This window comes from Treponema succinifaciens DSM 2489 (assembly GCF_000195275.1).
In the GTDB taxonomy this organism is placed as follows: Bacteria; Spirochaetota; Spirochaetia; order Treponematales; family Treponemataceae; genus Treponema_D; species Treponema_D succinifaciens.
In genome coordinates this window covers 1,644,925-1,658,614 of sequence record NC_015385.1, presented here as the reverse complement: position 1 = coordinate 1,658,614, position 13,690 = coordinate 1,644,925, and the positions used below count along the sequence as shown (strand labels likewise).

General features: G+C 39.3%; 11 protein-coding genes. 4 read left to right on the top strand and 7 right to left on the bottom strand.

The window, feature by feature from the left end; all coding sequences use genetic code 11:
• Positions 1-7 precede the first annotated feature (7 nt).
• Entirely contained in the window at positions 8-1,975 is a 1,968-nt protein-coding gene (locus tag TRESU_RS07840) for a FapA family protein (RefSeq protein ID WP_013701713.1), read from the top strand.
• A 20-nt stretch (positions 1,976-1,995) separates the two neighbouring features.
• Here the strand turns inward: TRESU_RS07840 and TRESU_RS07835 are convergent, their stop codons facing one another.
• The gene (locus tag TRESU_RS07835) at positions 1,996-2,994 is read right to left on the bottom strand and encodes a glycosyltransferase (protein ID WP_013701712.1); all 999 of its coding nucleotides are present in this window, start codon (positions 2,992-2,994) and stop codon (positions 1,996-1,998) included.
• Positions 2,995-3,171: 177 nt separating this feature from the next.
• Here TRESU_RS07835 and TRESU_RS07830 point away from each other — a divergent pair, with 177 nt between their 5' ends.
• On the top strand, positions 3,172-4,194 hold the full coding sequence (locus tag TRESU_RS07830; RefSeq protein ID WP_013701711.1) for a GDP-mannose 4,6-dehydratase: 1,023 nt from the start codon (positions 3,172-3,174) through the stop codon (positions 4,192-4,194).
• A 372-nt stretch (positions 4,195-4,566) separates the two neighbouring features.
• On the opposite strand, the gene gap is transcribed toward TRESU_RS07830, so the two are convergent.
• The 6 genes from gap to TRESU_RS07800 are packed head-to-tail and all read right to left on the bottom strand — an operon-like array spanning position 4,567 to position 11,679.
• Positions 4,567-5,634: a type I glyceraldehyde-3-phosphate dehydrogenase gene (gap, locus tag TRESU_RS07825; protein ID WP_013701710.1), complete on the bottom strand. Its 1,068-nt coding sequence runs from the start codon at positions 5,632-5,634 to the stop codon at positions 4,567-4,569.
• Between the two features lie 48 nt (positions 5,635-5,682).
• Positions 5,683-6,612 carry a tRNA modification radical SAM protein MnmL/YtqA gene (mnmL, locus tag TRESU_RS07820; RefSeq protein ID WP_013701709.1) on the bottom strand — a complete coding sequence of 310 codons (930 nt, stop codon included), beginning with the start codon at positions 6,610-6,612 and terminating at the stop codon, positions 5,683-5,685.
• A gap of 8 nt (positions 6,613-6,620) precedes the next feature.
• Positions 6,621-7,355 (bottom strand): tRNA1(Val) (adenine(37)-N6)-methyltransferase, encoded by a 735-nt coding sequence (locus TRESU_RS07815; protein ID WP_013701708.1) that lies wholly within the window; start codon positions 7,353-7,355, stop codon positions 6,621-6,623.
• Complete coding sequence (locus TRESU_RS07810; protein WP_013701707.1) at positions 7,352-9,769, bottom strand: AAA family ATPase; 2,418 nt, start codon at positions 9,767-9,769, stop codon at positions 7,352-7,354. The genes TRESU_RS07815 and TRESU_RS07810 overlap by 4 nt, the downstream gene beginning before the upstream one ends.
• 9 nt (positions 9,770-9,778) lie before the next feature.
• Positions 9,779-10,975 carry a hypothetical protein gene (locus TRESU_RS07805; RefSeq protein WP_013701706.1) on the bottom strand — a complete coding sequence of 399 codons (1,197 nt, stop codon included), beginning with the start codon at positions 10,973-10,975 and terminating at the stop codon, positions 9,779-9,781.
• Positions 10,976-10,995: 20 nt separating this feature from the next.
• The gene (locus TRESU_RS07800) at positions 10,996-11,679 is read right to left on the bottom strand and encodes a TP0733 family outer membrane beta-barrel protein (RefSeq protein ID WP_013701705.1); all 684 of its coding nucleotides are present in this window, start codon (positions 11,677-11,679) and stop codon (positions 10,996-10,998) included.
• Between the two features lie 204 nt (positions 11,680-11,883).
• Here TRESU_RS07800 and folD point away from each other — a divergent pair, with 204 nt between their 5' ends.
• Complete coding sequence (gene folD / locus TRESU_RS07795; RefSeq protein WP_013701704.1) at positions 11,884-12,768, top strand: bifunctional methylenetetrahydrofolate dehydrogenase/methenyltetrahydrofolate cyclohydrolase FolD; 885 nt, start codon at positions 11,884-11,886, stop codon at positions 12,766-12,768.
• Positions 12,761-13,546, top strand: a complete 786-nt coding sequence (gene folE2 / locus TRESU_RS07790; RefSeq protein ID WP_013701703.1) for a GTP cyclohydrolase FolE2 — start codon at positions 12,761-12,763, stop codon at positions 13,544-13,546. The genes folD and folE2 overlap by 8 nt, the downstream gene beginning before the upstream one ends.
• The last annotated feature ends 144 nt before the right edge of the window (positions 13,547-13,690 follow it).

Here is a 13,690-nt window from a genome sequence, read left to right as displayed (position 1 = left end):
AGGTTTTATGGTAACTCTTGACAAGCTTAGAATAGACATGGAAAAGCAGCTTGCTTTTGACAAGGACATTCATACTGTTGAAGTCCGAGCAGACACATTGGATGAATGTCTTGATGATGCGGCTGTTCAGCTTGATTCAAAAAAAAACAATCTTGAATATGAAGTTATAGAAAGAGGAAGCCAAGGCGTTATTGGTCTTATGAAAAAGCCTTGGAGAATCCGCGTATATGAAAATCCTACTGTAATCCGTCAGAAAAAAGAAAAAGAAGCCGCGTTTCTTGCTGGAGAGCTGGCTGGTGCAAGCAATGCTGAAAATGAAAGAGTTGATGGAATGTTCTATGTGCATAGATTTGGCTCGCGCATATTTGTTAAAGTTACATTGCCAAAAGGTTCTGGAACGCCAGTTTCTGCTTCTGATCTTATAAATGAAGCCCGGCGGCCGGACAATACTTCTCTAGATGAAAAGCTTTTAAAGAAACTCGCGGAAGACGGCACTGACAACAATTATATGGAAGTTGGAACTTTTACCCATATTGCGGCAGGAGATGCTGTTATGGCTGTCGATATTTCCAAGGATGAAATGCAGGCAACCATTACTGTTTCACCTCCGTCTCAAGGCGGCTCTGAAATTTCCGCGGAAAATATAAAGAATGCTTTAAAGACGCAAGGTGTTGTCGCTGGAATTGAAGATGACAAAATAATTTCGTTCATTGACAATCCGATTTACAATATGCCTTATGAAGTTGCGGCTGCGATTCTTCCTGTTAACGGCACAGATGCGTATATTGATTACAAATTCGAAACTGACAAGACAAAACTTAGGCTAAAGGAAACTGCGAATGGTCAGGTTGACTTTAAAGAACTTAACCTTATTCAAAACGTTGTTGTCGGTCAGCCTTTGGCGGTAAAAGTTCTTCCTCAGCGCGGAAAGGGCGGAAAAACTATTCTTGGTCGTTATCTTGAAGCAAAAAATGGAAAAGACATTCCGATTCCGCTTGGACAAAACACAAAGCTTGATTCAGACGGACGCACCATTATTGCAGAGAAAAATGGAAACGTAATTTTGGTCGGCGACAAAATTACAGTTGAAGAAGTTTACGAAGTTCCGGGCGTTAACATCAAATCTGGAAACATCACTTACATGGGAACTGTTGTTTGCCGCGGAAACGTTGAAGACGGATTCAGCATAAAGGCAGACGGAAATATTGAAATTTACGGTTCTGTTGGAAACTGCCATATTGAAGCTGGCGGCGATATTGTTATTTCTCAAGGCGTTATGGGCCGCGATGAAGGCGAGATAATTACAAGCAAATCTGTCTGGGCAAGATTCCTTCAGAATGTAAAAGTTACAGCGGAAGAATATGTTGTTGTAAATGACAACATTATGAACAGCAATGTTACTGCGATGAAAAAAATCCTCTTAAAGGGAAAGCGCGCTTCTATTATTGGCGGTCATCTTTTTGCAACAGAGGAAATCACTGCAAAGAACATCGGCTCTTCTGGTGGAGGAATAGAAACAATTCTTGAAGTTGGTTTTGATCCAAAGGCAAAACTTAGATTGCAGGAACTTCAGGAAATGCAGTCAAATGTTGTTAAGCAGCTTGAAGAAGTTGACTTGAATATTTCAACTTTGGAAAACCAGAAAAAAGTGCGCCGTTCGCTTCCAAAGGAAAAAGAGGAAACACTTGCGAACTTAAGAAATCAGCGTGTTGATTTGATGGATTCAAGTGAAAAAATGACAACTGAAATCAACGAAATCAACGCTCATAACAGAGAATTGAAAGTTGTTGGCTGCGTAAATGCAAGCGGAACTGTTTATCCTGGCGCAAAAATTCTTGTGCGCGATGAAATTGACGAAATCCGCTCTGAATGCAAAGCTGTAACTTTCTATTTTGACAACGGATTTGTAAAACGCAAAAAATATGAGCCGACTCAAGACTCAAATGAAATGGAAAAGCCAGACGGATATAAATGAAAATCCGGCTTGACATTTTTCTACTTCTTTATTTTTTTTCCAATTTTTCTGAAAAACGAAAACTGCGCTTCCATGAAATTAAAAAGCCACGGCATTTTTGCTTTTATGTCTGCAACAGTGAATACAATCGGGCTTTGCATTATGCTTACAATTCTTTGGTCATTTATTAGATGGACTTTGTTGAACTGAAATTTAGGGTCATCTATCATTTTTTTTATGTCGTCTGAAATTTTTCCTTCAGTTTTTATCCGGTTTTGAAGTTCCTTGTCCGCAAGCTTGTAATATGGAATGTAGTTTTTTCCTGAAAATTCGCTGGAATAATAATGGATGATTTTTGCATCTTTTAAAAATGCCAATCCGCCGTGGCTTGGCTGGCAGTTCCATTCTCCGTCCAGCAGCCGCATTTTTAAGCCTGTTCTGTAATTGGCTTCATTCAGCGCGCTTTGGTCATGGAAATCATGTTTTTGGTACGCAGAATATTTCCACGCTTCGTTCCATGCCTTAAAAAGATTTTTTGACTCTTCGCCTTTTCTGGCAAAAATAACTCCGCCATTTATATTGCAGTCCGCGGCTTGTGTTCCGTGGAATCCAAGCTTTTTGTCTCGCTCTAAAAAATACTTTTTATGTATATGCTCATCCAGCATTACGTGTCCATCAAGAATTCCTGCGGTTTTATACGGTGTCTTTTCAATCTCTGAAAGGTCATCTGCAATTATTGTGTCGCAGTCAATGTATAGAAAGTCATCGTCAATATATTCTGGAATTGAAGTTTTTATGAGCCTTGAACGTTCTGCATTTGAGACTTTTTCATCAAACTGGACAGAAATTATTTTTGAAACATATTTTTTGATTTCTGCGCGCTTTAGGGAATCTGAATTTATTGAGTCTTCGGTTTTATTGTCCACAAGAAGAACTACGTTTGCGTCCGGCATAAGATTCCGTAAAGAATAGGTTGACATCAGCGCCTGCTCGTAATATAAGTCATTTTTGCCGGAAACCAGAACATAAACGTAAGTCATAAAAACCTCATGAATTGGAATTTATAATATTATAGCATAAAAAGAGGGCAGTTCTACATTGATTTTGTGAATAAGCCGAGTTTTTTTTATTTTTTTCTGCCGCAAGAAAAATTATTTCTGTTTTATCATGATTTAAAAACTCTATACTTTTTTAACTGAAAGTTCTATACTCTCCTTATGTCAAATATTTCTTTAGAAAATAAAACGATTTTTGTTACTGGCGCAGCCGGATTTATTGGAAGTTTCTTGTGTAAAAATCTTTTGGAAAATGTTTCCGGTATAAAAATTATAGGAATTGACTGTATAACTGACTATTATGATGTTTCGTTGAAGCAGGAACGTCTTGATATGCTTTCTTCATTGAAAAAAGATTTTACTTTTGTAAAAGGCGACATAGCGGATAAATCCTTGTTGGATTCCCTTTTTGAAAAGTATAATCCTGCTGTTGTGGTTAACTTGGCGGCGCAGGCTGGCGTCCGCTATTCAATTGATAATCCCGATGCATATATTCATTCAAATATGATTGGTTTTTACAATATTCTTGAATGTTGCCGCCATAATCCGGTTGAACATCTGGTTTTTGCCTCTTCAAGCAGCGTGTACGGTTCAAACAAAAAAGTTCCTTATTCAACAGAAGATAAGGTTGACAATCCGGTTTCGCTATATGCCGCGACAAAGAAAAGTAATGAGCTTTTTGCGCACGCGTATTCAAAACTTTATAAAATTCCATGCACAGGCTTGCGTTTCTTTACTGTTTACGGACCTATGGGACGTCCTGATATGGCATATTTTAAATTCACAAATAAACTTGTAAAAGGCGAGCCGATTCAAATTTACAATAACGGAGATATGTACCGCGATTTTACTTATGTTGATGACATTGTGAAAGGCGTTCGCGCAGTTATGCAGAAAACTCCGGAAGCTACAGATGACGGCGCGTTATATAAAATTTACAACATTGGAAACAGCAGGCCGGAAAGTCTTATGCGCTTTGTTGAAATCCTTGAAAATTGCCTTATAAAGGAAAATATAATTTCTGAGCAAGGTAAGAAGGAACTTTTGCCAATGCAGCCGGGTGATGTTTACCAGACGTTCGCTGATGTTTCAGACCTTGAGAAAGACTTTGGCTTTAAACCGGCGACTACTTTGGAACAAGGCCTGGGCGCATTCGCAAAATGGTATAAGGGATATAAAAAATAGGAAATTTGTTTTTTTTATCACAAAAGAAAATACTTAACTGTTCTATAATGCAAGCAAGTGCGTAGCATTGTGCCAGAGCATAACTCGCAGAGTTTGCGACAAATTAAATATGAAAGAACAATCAAATACGTAAAAACAGAAAGAGCATCCATTCTCTGGACGCCCTTTTCCTTCAGAAACCAACTATAATTAGCAGTTTTCTGCAAAGTATTTGATTGTGAGAACCCACAATGCAAGCAAGTGCGTAGCATTGTGCCTGAGCATAACTCGAAGAGTTTGCGACAAATTAAATATGAAAGAACAATCAAATACTTTAAAACAAAAAAGGCACCCATTTTCAGGATGCCCTTTTCCTTCAGAAACTAACTATAATTAGCAGTTTTCTGCAAAGTATTTGATTGTTCTTACCATCTGAGATGTGTAGCTGTTTTCATTGTCATACCAAGAAACAACCTGTACTTCATAGAGGTCATCTGCAATCTTAGAAACCATTGTCTGTGTTGCATCGAACAAAGAACCGAATTTCATTCCGATTACATCTGAAGAAACGATTTCGTCTTCGTTGTATCCGAAAGATTCTGTTGCAGCGGCTTTCATTGCGGCATTGATTTCTTCTTTTGTAACTCCAGCTTTCTTTACAACAGCTGTAAGAATTGTTGTAGATCCTGTTGGAACCGGAACACGCTGAGCTGAACCAATCAATTTTCCGTTCAATTCAGGAATTACAAGACCGATAGCCTTTGCAGCACCTGTTGAGTTAGGAACGATGTTCTGAGCACCTGCACGTGAACGGCGAAGGTCGCCTTTGCGCTGTGGACCGTCAAGAATCATCTGATCACCAGTGTAAGCGTGGATTGTAGACATAATTCCGCTCTGGATTGGAGCATAGTCGTTAAGAGCTTTAGCCATTGGAGCCAAGCAGTTTGTTGTACAAGAAGCTGCGGAAATGATATTGTCGTTCTTTGTAAGAGTTTTGTGGTTTACATTGAAAACGATTGTTGGAAGGTCGTTTCCAGCAGGAGCTGAAATTACAACTTTCTTAGCACCAGCATCAATGTGAGCCTGTGATTTAGCCTTTGATACATAGAAACCTGTACATTCAAGAACTACATCAACACCGATTTTTCCCCAAGGGAGATTTGCAGCGTTAGCTTCCTTGTAGATTGTGATTTTCTTTCCATCTACAACGATAGCACCTGGTTCTTTTACAGTTTTTCCGTCTTCAGCAAGAACGTCATCAATGTGAGAAACTGTGTGTTTTCCTTCACCAATTTTTCCCATGAATCCACCCTGTGCTGTATCATATTTAAGAAGGTGAGCAAGCATTTTTGGGCTTGTAAGATCGTTGATAGCAACTACTTCATATCCGTCAGCTTCAAACATCTGGCGGAATGCAAGGCGACCAATGCGGCCGAAACCGTTAATTGCAACTTTAACCATGGTAAGTTAACTCCTTGAATAAATTATTCTATGGGAACTATTTTATTCCTATTGCAATTTATTGTCAATAAACCGTTCTATGTTATTCTTCAATGTATTTAAAACATTTTTTTTATCCGCGGACCAAAGCGGAGCAATCAGAATTTTTTTTGGACCGTCGCCAGTTATTCTGTGGACTACAATTTCAGGCGGAAGAATTTTTAAGCACTTGCAGACAAATTCGCAGTATTCTTCAAGTTCAAAAAGTTTAAAATGATTTTCCTTGTATTCCTGCGCCATTTTTGTTCCTTCAAGAATATGCAGAAGCTGAATTTTTATTCCGTTGGGCTTTGGATTCAGTTTGGAAAGATATTTTACAGTCTGAAGCATAAGCTCTTTTGATTCGCCAGGAAGCCCAAGGATTATATGCGCAATGACTTCGATTCCTGCTGATTTTAGTTTGTAAAAACAGTTTTCGAATTCTTTTAAAGTGTAGCCTCTGTTTATTTTTCTTGCGGTTTGCTCATGGATTGTCTGAAGTCCAAGTTCAATCCAGACTGGTTTTATTTTGTTCAGTTTGCATAGGAGTTCAAGAATTTCATCTGTAATGCAATCCGGGCGAGTTCCAATTGAAATCGCGACAATTTCCGGCCGGCTGATTGCGCCAAAGAAAATTTCTCTGAGTTTTTCTATTGTAATATTTTTGTCTGTGTAAGTATTGGTGTATGATTGAAAATACGCGATGTATTTTCTTTTTTCAGGCGGAATGCTTTTTGGAAACTTTGAGTCAACTCTTTTTTTCGCTTCTTCAATTTGAATTTTTATTGGGGCTGGTTTTGCCGCAAAATCTCCAGAACCTCCTTGTGAACAGAATGTGCAACCTCCAGTTCCTTTTGTTCCATCGCGGTTTGGGCAGGTGCAGCCAGTTGAAAGTGAAATCTTGTAAACTTTGCAGCCGAATTTTTCTTTTAAATATGAATTGAGAGTTCTGTAGCTCATTTTGATTTTTAGTTTCGTCCGTAAATTTTTTCAATTTGTCTTGTATATTTTCCATCGTCGCCGTAAACGATTATTGGACTTTCAACTTTTAAATAAGGCTTTGCACATTTTTCAGATTCAATCATCACCATTGAAGCTTCTTTTTCTTTGTTTGGAAAAACAAGTTTAATTCTTTTGGGAGCAAGCTTGTATTTTTCAAGCAAAGAAAAAATTTGCGGCAGGCGGAAAGGCTTGTGAATCATAAAAAATTTTCCGTGGGATTTCAAAAGTGCATAGGCAGTTTTTATTACGTCTTCGAGCGTACAGAAAACTTCATGGCGCGCAACAGAAAGGGGCTTTGTCTTGTTTGTATTTCCGTTTGAAATTTCTATGTAAGGCGGATTTGAAACAACAGCGTCAAAAGAATTTTTTTGTAAAACCTTAAACGGCTCTTTTATGTCTGCGCAGAATATTTTGATTTTTTCTTGCAGGTTGTTTAGCTCTACGTTTCGTCTTGCCATGTCTGCTGATTCTTCTTGAATTTCTATGCACTCAAAATTTGCCTCTGGATTTTTTTCAGACATTAAAAGCGGAATTATTCCAGTTCCTGTTCCCAAGTCGCAAGCTTTGCATTTTCCTTTTGTGCGCGCAAAGTCTGATAAAAGAACTGCATCAATTCCAAACCGAAATTCTTTTTTTCCTTGAATAAGTCTAAGAGTTTTTATATGGAGATTTTCTATTGTTTCGCCAGCTTTAAGATTCATTTTTTTTGTTTTGCAGAAATTATGAAAATTGTGTTTTTGGTTTTCCAATTGAAAATATTTTTTTCCGCAGCCTGAATAAAAAGTTCTTTGAGTTTTTCGAATTTTTCCTTGCCCAGCTTGTCTTTTATAAATTTGCCGTAAGAAGAATTTTCTGCGTTAAACCAACGTTCGGTTTCTGGTACACTGATTTTTCGCTTTTCCAAAATAAATGCGGATTTGTAAAGACAAGAAAAATTGTTTTGCTCAAAAATATTTTTTACAGTTTCTTCGTTCCATGAAAAAATAGGGTTCGCAATATTTTCAAAAAAATCTTTTTCCGCTTGTTCAGATTCTTGCAAAAGTTTTTTTATTTCTTTAGTTGCAATTTTATCCTTAAAAAGTGTTTCTTCAATTAGCTTTGTCAAATGCTGACCCGAACAAGGGATTCTTTGTGAAGTTATAACCTGTGCATTTTTTTCAAAGAATGGAAAAAGCTCTTTTGTTCCGTTTTGAACTTCTTCTGTGCTGAAGGAAATGTCGCGCTTTATTTTTTCTGTTCCAAAAAATCCGTCGCTTAAAGAAACGCAAAACTCTTCGATGTCATCTTTTGTAGAAAAAATATCACGGGCAAAAAATCTGTCAAATTCTATATCACCAAAAACAGCAATGGAATTTCTTAGTGTGTCTTTTTTTATGCAGAGTTTTGGCTGATCTAGTTCTTCTAGCGTTGAAGCGTATCGTGCCAAGGATTGCATTCCGTTTGGAGTTCTGCATATTCCGCATACTAAGCCCTCTGGAGTTTTTCGTATAAGGTCGAATAAAAGAAGCGCATCATCTGCGTTTGCAACAAGGCATCTGTGGAATCTTAAAATGCTAGCGGCTTCTGTCATTGCGTTCCGTATTCCAAGCAAAGTCTGCGCCTTGTTTGTTTCAAGTCTTGCCCGCCAAAGAGATTCGCTTTTTTCAAGAGCAGAATTTTTTCTTGGATTTTCCGCGGTGTATGTAAGATTTTCTCCAGTTTTTTTTAAGCCGTGAAAATGTCCTGCTTCTTTCCACCAGTCAGAAACTGCGTTTATTTGCTCTGAATCTTTTTCTTCGCTATCTTCAAGAATTGACGCGATTTGTGCTTCCCTACGTGAAAGAATATCTTCTCTGATTTTTGCTTCGTAGCCTTGAGTTGAAGGCGTGTAGAAAACTTTTCCAACAAGAGTGTCCGGCAAATATTGCTGGGCAACCCAGTGGTCTTTGTAAGCGTGCGGATAAAGGTAGCCAGCTCCGTGTCCGAATCCTTCCGCATCTCTTGAAGCGTCCCGTAAATGATTTGGAACATCAGCATCTTCTTTTTCAACAGAAGACAAGGCGTCGAAAAATGCCATTGAGGAATTTGACTTTGGCGCAGTTGCAAGATATAAAGCCGCATGTGTTAAAAAATATCTGCCTTCAGGAAGTCCTACTCTGTCAAAGGCAGCGGCGCAGCTTTCAACAATTGAAATTGCATTTGGATCTGCAAGCCCTGTATCTTCGCAAGCTGAAATAAGCATACGGCGAAAAATAAAATGCGGATCTTCTCCAGCTTTTACCATTCTTGCAAGCCAGTAGCAGGCGGCATCTGGATCTCGACCTCTTAGGCTTTTTATAAATGCGGAAATTATGTCGTAATGGTAATCTCCGTCGCGGTCGTAAAGAACAACTTTTTTTTGAATTGATTCTTCGCAGGCTTCTTTTGAAATGTAGATTGTGCTTCCAAAGCTTGGCGGCCATTTTTCTGGAGTTGTTTCAACTGCAAGCTCCAGCGCATTTAAAAGGCTTCTTGCGTCTCCGTTTGCAGTTTCGATTAAATGTTCCAGTGCGCCTTTTTCAAATTCAACATTCCATTTTCCATAGCCGCGTTCAGTGTCGGACAAAGTTTGTTTTGCGGCGTTGAGCAAATCTGTTTTTGTAAGCGGCTTGAGTTGAAAAACTCTGCTTCTTGAAACCAATGCTTTGTTCACTTCAAAAAAAGGATTTTCTGTTGTCGCGCCTATTAAAATTATAGTTCCGTTTTCTACCCAGGGAAGAAGAGCGTCTTGCTGGCTTTTGTTCCAGCGGTGAACTTCGTCTACAAATAAAATTGTTTTTCTTTTATAAAGATTTTTTTGAGTTTCTGCATCGGAAATTGCTTTTCTAATATCTGCAACGCCCGTGAGAACTGCATTCAACGTAATGAAATTTGAACTTGTGTGGTTTGCAATTACGCGCGCAAGTGTTGTTTTGCCTGTTCCTGGAGGCCCGTAGAAAATAACAGATGTAAGCTGGTCTGCTGCAATCGCCCTTCTTAAAAGTCTTCCTTTGCCTACGATGTGCTCTTGCCCTATGTACTCGTCAAGAGTTCTGGGCCTCATTCTGGCAGCAAGAGGCTCGTGGGAATCTTTTAAGTTGGAAAAAAGCTCATCCATTTTTTCAGGCTAGTCTCCGTCGCGGTTCCATTCATATTTTGCAGGATACCAAGCGTAAAGACCTGCATCATCCCAGGAGTCTGAACTTGAGCGTATTGAGCCGTAAATAGTCGAAGCCGCGTACTCATCTGTTCCTAAAGTTGTGTCGTTAGAACCTTCACGTTTATTCGGATTAAGAACAAAAACCATGAACACATATTCAGAAATTACAGAATTTCCGTTGCTTTCCATGCTTGAAGTGTCGCCATCTGGAATGCCAGTTGTTTCATTAATTTTAACCCTTGAAAGTCCGCTTGATGTTCCAAGAAGAATATAGTCTTTTGCAGCGGCAATAGAAAGAAGTCCGCCGGCATCAAGGTCAACAGACTGCTCTGTAGCATCTGAGGCTGTTATATAGTAAAGACTTGAGTTTGTGCTTACGTTGTTGCTTCTTGTATAAGTCTTTGTGTAATAAAGACAGTTTGCGTTGGAAGACATTCCATAGTATTTTGAAAAATAAGTGCTGCCATTAAAGTAACATGCTGAAATTGCGTTCGTTGCATCAGATTCGCCGATAAAAGTTGGATTAGGAACTTCTGTGGGCTCTTTGCTTCCGTTCAATTTGTAAAGCTTGTAAGTGTCTTGGGATGATGCTCTGATTCTTGCGTAGGCTTCTCTATTTGCAATTGAAACTGAATTGTCGTCAACTACAGAAAAATATTTATTGTCGAATATTACTTTTGCGTTTTCAAAAGAATAGTTTCCGCCGCTGATGTTTGCAACTTTTGTCCAGACAAGTCCGTTTGCAGGATCTGAATTTGTCGCGTAAATTGTCGCTGTCTTTGGCTCGTTTTCTCCGTCGTCATTTTCAACCCAGATGTAAGTCAGCGCGTAAAGATATTCACTGTCGGTTGCAAGAAAATATGTTGTGGCAGGAATTCCGTTGTCGCCTTTTTCTGAAGTAGGGGAAGTTGTGCTATTCCATTGCCCATTGTGAAGTCCTGTTTCGGATGAAGGCTTATTTGTCTTGTAAAAAATTTCTCCGTTGCAAGTTAAGATGTAGTTTTTGTAGTGAACGATTGAATGCATATCGCCTTGCAAGCCGCTTGAGTTCAGTTTTATTTCGTTGTTGATTGCGCCGTAAATGTCGTCGTGGCAGGAAGAAAATCCTACAAGACAGGCAAAAGCTGCGCAAAGAAAAATGCTGTTTATAATTGACTTTTTCATTTGTTTTCCTTTTGTAAAAATTAGAAATGGTATCTTGCCGTTACGCTGAATGTAAGAAACTGTCCTGCAAAGTTTTCTGCATTGTCATTGTACCAGGAAGAAAACTGCGGCATAAGAAGATACGAGGCTTCAAGTCCGAGCGACCAGCTTTCTGTAAGGCGGAACATTGCTCCTGCTTCCGGTTTTACAACAAGCCCCGGAAAGTAATTTTTTCCGCCGAAAGATTCCCATGCAAATCCAAGTCCGATTGTGAGTGGAAATTCAAATCTTCCTGCAACCGGCTGGTAGGTGAACGCTGCAATAAATGGAACATAGTTGAAAACGTGGCTTCCAATCGAAACATTGAATCCAAAACTTACATCGAATCCGATTGCCATTTTTGAAGTTAAAAAGTAGTGGTAGCCTAAAGAACCAATTCCGCCGAGCTTTAGCTGCGAATCTCCTTTTATGGTGCTTTCAAAGTCTGGAAAATTCAACGGAAGGCAAAGACCAAGCGCAATTTTTATGTATTGGTCTCCCGGAAGATTCATTCCAAGATCAAAGCTGATGTCGCCTTCCGTGTATTCGTCTCCGTCATCACTGTCATCGCCTGAATTTTCATCCTGAGAGCTTTGCATAAAAGTTGTCTTTGGAAGCGCAGCCTGTGCCGATGAAATGTAAATTCCTATAATTCCTACGCTCAAAAGCGTAATTAAACGTTTCATAATTTTTCCTTTAACATAAAAGCAAATTCTTCTATGGTAATTTGTTCTGTTTTTTTATATTATGCTTAGGCAGTTTTCAAATGGATTTTTCCTTGAATATCGCCAAGCAATTATACTTGGTTTCAAGGATTTTATCAATCTAGCGACATTTGGATTTCTGCATATGCTTTATAAAAAAAGAAAACAAAAAATGGAAGGTTACAGATGAGCGCAAAAATTATAGACGGAAAATCAATTGCCGCGGAAGTAAAAGCCGATGTTGCAAAAAAAGTTTCGGAGCTTAAGAAAAGCGGAGTTACGCCTTGCCTTGCTGTTATTCTTGTGGGAAACAATCCTGCGAGCGTAAGCTATGTTTCAGGGAAAAGAAAGGCCCTTGCAGAAGCCGGAATGGAAGATAGAAGCATAGAGCTTCCAGAGTCAACCACAGAGCAGGAGATTTTGTCCTTGATTCAAAAACTGAACGAAGACAAAACTGTGCACGGAATTCTTGTTCAGCTTCCGCTTCCTTCGCATATTGACGAAAAGAAAGTTACAAATTCAATCAGTCCAGAAAAAGACGTTGACGGTTTTCATCCAGTGAATGTGGGCAGGCTTGTTACCGGCGAAAAAGGATTTCTTCCTTGCACTCCAAACGGAATTACCGTTTTATTGAAGAAAATGAACGTTGAGACAAGCGGAAAAAATGTCGTTGTTGTCGGACGCAGCAACATTGTTGGAAAGCCTATGGCTCTTTTGATGCTTAGAAAAGAATTCAATTCAACTGTTACAATCTGCCACACAGGAACAAAAAATCTTTCGGACTATACAAAAAAGGCTGACATTCTGATTGTGGCTTCCGGCCGTCCTAACACAGTTACCGCTGACATGATAAAAGAAGGCGCGGCTGTAATTGACGTGGGCGTAAACCGTATTCCCGATTCCACAAAGAAAAGCGGATTCAGGCTTTGCGGCGATGTTGACTTTGAAGGCGCAAAAGAAGTCGCGGGCTTTATAACTCCAGTTCCGGGCGGAGTTGGTCCTATGACAATCGCAATGCTCATTTTCAATACTTTGGAAAGCGCGGAAAATTTTAAGGCTCAAAATGATTGACATTCAGAATTCAAAAGACACACGCGAAATTCCCTTGCAGAAAGTTGGCGTTACGGACTTGAGCTATCCTGTTCAGGTTTTGGACAAGGCGGAAGGCTCTCAGAAAACGTGCGCAAAAGTGAATCTTTTTGTGAATCTGCCGCACAATTACAAGGGAACACATATGTCGCGTTTTATAGAAATTTTCCACCGCCACCGGGAAAATCTTGGAATGAAGCAGTTTCTTTTTATGCTTGAGGAAATCAGAAAAAGCCTCGATGCGGAGCGCGCGTTCGGCTCAATGGAATTTCCTTTCTTTATGAAAAAACAGGCGCCAGTTTCCCATGCGGAAAGCATAATGTGCTATGAATGCACTTACGAGGGAGAGGTTAGTTCTGCTTCTAGCAGTTTCTTTATAAAAATTAAAATTCCTGTTACAACATTGTGTCCTTGCTCAAAGGCAATCAGCCAGTACGGTGCGCATAACCAGCGCGGAATTGTTACTGTAAAGCTAAAAAATTCAAGCCTGTTTTGGATTGAAGACGTGATTGAGGAAGTTGAAAAAAGTGCAAGCGGCGGACTTTACAGCATTTTAAAACGCCCGGACGAAAAGTTTGTTACCGAGCACGCTTATGAAAATCCTCGTTTTGTGGAAGATGTTGTCCGCGAAGTTTTTATTGCGCTTAAGAATTTCTCAAAAAGCGAAAAGCCTTTCAGCTGGTTCAGCGTGGAATGCAAGAATTTTGAAAGCATTCACAATCACAATGCCTACGCTTACACGGAATTTAGTGAAGCATAAAAAATGCCGGAACTGCATTGTCGCATCTCCGGCACAAGGGCTTTTGGTTTTAATGTTATTATGGGAAAACTTAAAACATTGTCATTATCGGGCTTGACCCTGCGATGTTTCTGAAAGAAACCCGTTTGATAATCATTTCAATGT

Excerpts from the sequence above, each read along its gene's own strand:
- TRESU_RS07815 (WP_013701708.1), bottom strand. The coding sequence starts at position 7,355 with ATGAATCTTAAAGCTGGCGAAACAATAGAAAATCTCCATATAAAAACT.
- TRESU_RS07810 (WP_013701707.1), bottom strand. The coding sequence starts at position 9,769 with ATGGATGAGCTTTTTTCCAACTTAAAAGATTCCCACGAGCCTCTTGCT.
- mnmL (WP_013701709.1), bottom strand. The coding sequence starts at position 6,612 with ATGAGCTACAGAACTCTCAATTCATATTTAAAAGAAAAATTCGGCTGC.
- TRESU_RS07840 (WP_013701713.1), top strand. The coding sequence starts at position 8 with ATGGTAACTCTTGACAAGCTTAGAATAGACATGGAAAAGCAGCTTGCT.
- TRESU_RS07800 (WP_013701705.1), bottom strand. The coding sequence starts at position 11,679 with ATGAAACGTTTAATTACGCTTTTGAGCGTAGGAATTATAGGAATTTAC.
- gap (WP_013701710.1), bottom strand. The coding sequence starts at position 5,634 with ATGGTTAAAGTTGCAATTAACGGTTTCGGCCGCATTGGTCGCCTTGCA.
- TRESU_RS07835 (WP_013701712.1), bottom strand. The coding sequence starts at position 2,994 with ATGACTTACGTTTATGTTCTGGTTTCCGGCAAAAATGACTTATATTAC.
- folD (WP_013701704.1), top strand. The coding sequence starts at position 11,884 with ATGAGCGCAAAAATTATAGACGGAAAATCAATTGCCGCGGAAGTAAAA.
- folE2 (WP_013701703.1), top strand. The coding sequence starts at position 12,761 with ATGATTGACATTCAGAATTCAAAAGACACACGCGAAATTCCCTTGCAG.
- TRESU_RS07830 (WP_013701711.1), top strand. The coding sequence starts at position 3,172 with ATGTCAAATATTTCTTTAGAAAATAAAACGATTTTTGTTACTGGCGCA.
- TRESU_RS07805 (WP_013701706.1), bottom strand. The coding sequence starts at position 10,975 with ATGAAAAAGTCAATTATAAACAGCATTTTTCTTTGCGCAGCTTTTGCC.